We start from the raw sequence: 4,346 nt of genomic DNA on the forward strand, positions 1-4,346 counted from the left end.
TGTGTGAGTGCAAGGTGAGACAAGTCTTCCGTAAGAGCGTAACACCCCTGTCAGTTGAGCAGGACGTTCTTATATGTTCTGTAAGTCAGTTGCCTAGCAGTAAATTTCCGGGCTTTTGGGACGAAAACAACTCTTACACCACTCTGAGATTGCCTTTTATCTATATCCCCACTAAATATGTTTCATAAAATCCGCGACTTTGTTTTTAAGTGTGTAGTGTTGCAACAGCACGTGTACCGTCCGGTATGCTGCAAAAATAAACATCATCGAGAAAATCTATATCTGTTATAAATCTGTAAAAATCTCTTGGCGAATGCGCTCTATCTGTGGGCCAAGTGCATTTTTGAGAGTTGTGCTGTGTTCTAACACGTGTATTTTGGGGTAGGTATGTGAAAAGGTTAGAATGTGTCCTCCCATGCGTTTTGGATTCTAGTAATCCCATGTTTGATTGACAGACAGTAGACTTCGAAACTCATTTGGTAATCAGCAAATTTTGGATGACGAGCTAGGAAATATTTAGCAGCTCTGGTGATTGAACGGCGCTGCTTCGCCCTTAACGGTATTTCGTTAAAACTACTTCTTATACTTGTCTTGACCTCTATAAAAAATAGTAGATTTCCCTTTTGCGATATTATATCCACTTCGCCTACAGGTGCTCTGTAGCGGTGGTATAATATCTTCTGTAAACGTATTTTAAGCAATAACATAACGAGCAACTCTCCAGTGTAGCCTATTAAGTTGCTAGAGGGTTTTGGCATTTATACTACTGACAAATTGCAATATTCTTTGGCCATGGTAAATGCTGTGGTGCACTATTATAAGAATGTACTTCGATTAGGGTATTATTATTTCTTGAACAGGTATACAAAACATCATAGACTCGCGAACAAATTTCATATGGTCACTCGTGATTCTTCGCATTATTCCAGATGGAGTTAACTTTAATTTTGTTAAATGGGGCAGAGTTGCGCTTATTATGAGTGTGTTGCTCACGTTGGGATCGCTTGTGTTGATTTATGTCAGGGGCATAAATCTGGGCACTGACTTTGCTGGGGGTGTAGTAGTAGATTTTCAAGTAGCGGATACCTCAGTGGATGCTGAGCGCATAAAGTGTGTGCTTGCAGGATCTGGATTAGGAAGCGTATCAGTACAAAATTTTGGGGAAGATCCCCAGGAATTTATGGTCATCTTCAAAGGAGGGGCCTCTTCCGGAAGCCATGTCGCTGTAGATAAGGTAAAAGGTGCACTTGGAGAGCTTGGTGAGATTAGCTACAAAAAGGTGGATTACGTAGGTGCTCAGATTGGATTAGCGCAGGTAAAAGAAGGAATCATAGCCGTGTTAGGCTCTTTGCTCTGCATGTTTTTCTACCTGTGTTTGAGGTTTAGATGGCAGTTTGCAGTGGGAGGAGTTTCAGCTTTGTTGCATGATGTCATTATCACCATGGGCATGATAAGTGCTACAGGGCTAGAATTTAGTCTGCCAGTTATGGCTGCTATTTTAATGGTTATAGGATATTCAGTTAACGACTCTGTGGTTATATACGACAGAGTACGGGAACTCATGGTCCGATCTGAAACGAAAGATATGGTGCGGATTGTAAATATAGGAATTAACACTACTTTATCCCGTACTCTTTTGACCTCTGGTACGACGATGCTAGCAGCACTGCCGCTTATGTTGTTATGTGAGGGTGCAGTACAGGATTTGGGCATCATTGCGTTTTTTGGTGTCGTGGTGGGAACATATTCTTCCATATTCGTGTCCACAATTCCGTTTGTAGGAAGTATACAAAAAGCACTAAAGTTGAGTAGTAACGCCTATTAGATCTAAGTGTATATTTGCCAGTAATTGTGGTTTTGTACTGGCATCTTTTCTCATGGATGGTTGATATTGTCTTATATACTGTGATATACCGTGCACATTGTGTTATAGCGTTCCCTACTGTGCCATGGTTTTGGAAACGAAGTGCACTATTACTATCTAAAAACTTCGCACGGTGGTGATGCTATAATGAGATGATATCTCTTGACTCCCAATTACACGTTTGTTTACCACACGATGCCATATAAAAAGCTTCTAACACAGTCTTATGCTTTCCTAGGACTTTTCACTGAGGTACAGTAGACGTTACATGTGTTGTATATGTGTAATTAACAGAAGAGACTACACACCTCTACCGTACCAAATCTTCAATAGCAGTATAACTCCACTATGTTTTCTTTTTCCTCACTGCCCGACGCTTCCCCCCCCTTAGAGAGCAGAGAACTCTCAATATCCTCCAACTTTTCGTACCATTCTCCTCTACTATTCTAGACTGCTTCAGAGTGGACAAATCGTCTACTTTCACTAAAAAAAGCTTATAAGATTAGACGTATGCCAAACTCAGCGCCGATGTAATCTAGGCTTAGGTATACTTTTCCAGTTTTCACCGGTCTTTCTTCTGTTTTTTCGTCAAAGAATACAGTACGCATAGGAACCCTATCGTAACCGCTATCACCTATAATGTGATGATAAAAACCGCCTACAAAAGCAGTAACTCCTGAAGAAAAACTGTAGCTTAGACCAGCCTTTAACCTGTAGGCAAGTTTAGCTGTGCTATGTTCATCCACTATTTCAACAAACGTGCTACCTAAACCCACACACGAATATGCGGATGCGTGCTTTTTTGTTAGAGGAACATTGTAATCATAACAAGCATTAACCATTACTGAAGTTGCAGTAACAGATGGTATTTCTACAACTTCTCCAAATCCTGTAGTAACGCCAAGAATTACTGCGAGTATTCTTCTCTCTTTCTGTGTGAAAGTCTTAACATAACTCACAATGTCCTTAGCCTGTGCAAGTCTGGTTCCACGACCCAGATTTTGGGGATCAAGATATCCGCTATAGCTCCACGTCGATTTCATGATAGCTTGTCTCGTGAAGGCCCCAAAACCTCCAAAATCTCTACCATCTACGCTATCTCTACATGCAGTGAAAACACCAGGCACCTTAGGATTATTGGTGATAGTTGCCTTACTGCAAATCCTCTTATCAAGATCAGGACGCTGTGCAGCAACACCGTTAGCAAAAGCTAATATCTCATCTTCTGTCAGGTTAGACATTCCTGAAATCAATTTTTCATATTGAGCGCTTACCAAGTAATATGGCAGTAATCTAGAGAGAAAAACATACGCAGTATCGATGTCACCCACCCTGTTTCCCTCAGAAGAGCTTACTCTAGCCCTAAATTTTTCATGCCCAACTTCGATTTCCAACCTACCTCCCATCATCTTATATCCAATACTTCCGACCCAAGACTTGAGCACACTGTTCTTGAACTGCACACTGAGATCTTGAGTATCCCAATCTATAACTTCTGCTTTGAACCAATCTTCCTCATCATTTTTTAAGTAAGGCAACACTATAGATGTCTCTCCGTCACCCACTACGTCAAAAGTGATTACCTTACTTAAGGCAGGGGCATAATCCAAGGCTACATAGAACTTCTTAGAGCTAGAAACCAGGTCAACTTCATACATTACTGCCCTGGCATCTTCTCCAATAATCAACATGAGCAATATTGCAGATACCACGTATAATACTATCTTACCCACACAGCGTACCATTAAGTTTTCTACCACATATCCACTGCAGTCCTTATTTACAATGCGTTCATAAGCTCACTCTAACCAAGGACTGGAGAGGAATACTAAATTCATAACAATATAATCACGTATGGTTCACAGTACTTTTATAAGCTCCTATTCTCCATACGCTGCGAGGTTATATGTACCAGCATATTTTTCCACTAGATATTCATCCATACCTTCAGTTGCATAATTGCTGTTAATAGCTACTTAATACGATATATATGGACTACTATACCTACGCCTAAAGCAAGCTATAAAAGCACTAAGAAATAAGGTGTATGACATAAAGACTCAGGATAGTATCCAAAGCGCTAACGTCATCATTAGCAGCCATGGCTATAGCCTTAACATCATAACGCTTCCTAAAAATAGCTTACTTCTAGATCTCATATACTAACTCTCTAATAGAAGCAGGGTAAGTTGAACTTACCCTGCTTCCTACAAACCACCTTAAAAAGCGAACCTAACACCAAATGCCCCCCCGACATAAGCCATGGAGAAGTTAGCATTGGCAGTATCCTTAGTACGGCCAGCAGGACTAGTATCATCTACAAGTCGTTGAGCCGGCAGCTCATCATAAACACCATTGTCACATCAAATCCATACTTACTTATCTCCTGCACTTTGTGAGGATTATTGGTTAGCAACTGAAGGCTCGATATCCCCAGGTTCCTTAAAATCATGGCTGCAGGTAAGAATATGCGTTCATCGTC

At 40.8% G+C, this 4,346-nt stretch carries 5 protein-coding genes and 1 pseudogene; 2 read left to right on the forward strand and 4 right to left on the reverse strand.

Features of this window, described 5'->3' with window-relative positions:
* A partial coding sequence (locus KPX09_RS04500) for a hypothetical protein (RefSeq protein WP_249549184.1) occupies window positions 1-188 on the forward strand: 188 nt, incomplete at its 5' end.
* A 210-nt stretch (window positions 189-398) separates the two neighbouring features.
* On the opposite strand, the gene KPX09_RS04505 is transcribed toward KPX09_RS04500, so the two are convergent.
* Entirely contained in the window at window positions 399-758 is a 360-nt protein-coding gene (locus KPX09_RS04505; protein ID WP_275973661.1) for a YraN family protein, read from the reverse strand.
* 149 nt (window positions 759-907) lie between these two features.
* On the opposite strand from KPX09_RS04505, the gene secF reads away from it, so the two are divergent.
* Entirely contained in the window at window positions 908-1,825 is a 918-nt protein-coding gene (secF, locus tag KPX09_RS04510; protein WP_249549185.1) for a protein translocase subunit SecF, read from the forward strand.
* A 533-nt stretch (window positions 1,826-2,358) separates the two neighbouring features.
* On the opposite strand, the gene KPX09_RS04515 is transcribed toward secF, so the two are convergent.
* The 3 genes and pseudogenes from KPX09_RS04515 to KPX09_RS05815 all read right to left on the reverse strand — a co-directional run bounded on the left by KPX09_RS04515 (window position 2,359) and on the right by KPX09_RS05815 (window position 4,316).
* The gene (locus KPX09_RS04515) at window positions 2,359-3,597 is read right to left on the reverse strand and encodes a P44/Msp2 family outer membrane protein (RefSeq protein ID WP_249549186.1); all 1,239 of its coding nucleotides are present in this window, start codon (window positions 3,595-3,597) and stop codon (window positions 2,359-2,361) included.
* 486 nt (window positions 3,598-4,083) lie between these two features.
* Window positions 4,084-4,221: pseudogene (locus KPX09_RS04520) on the reverse strand (P44/Msp2 family outer membrane protein); the annotation flags it as partial.
* A complete protein-coding gene (locus tag KPX09_RS05815) occupies window positions 4,182-4,316 on the reverse strand; it encodes a hypothetical protein (RefSeq protein ID WP_410518482.1) in 135 nt (44 codons plus the stop codon). The pseudogene KPX09_RS04520 and the gene KPX09_RS05815, both read right to left, overlap by 40 nt.
* Window positions 4,317-4,346 lie beyond the last annotated feature (30 nt).

The organism is Anaplasma phagocytophilum (genome assembly GCF_023476575.1).
Lineage (GTDB): Bacteria > Pseudomonadota > Alphaproteobacteria > Rickettsiales > Anaplasmataceae > Anaplasma > Anaplasma phagocytophilum_A.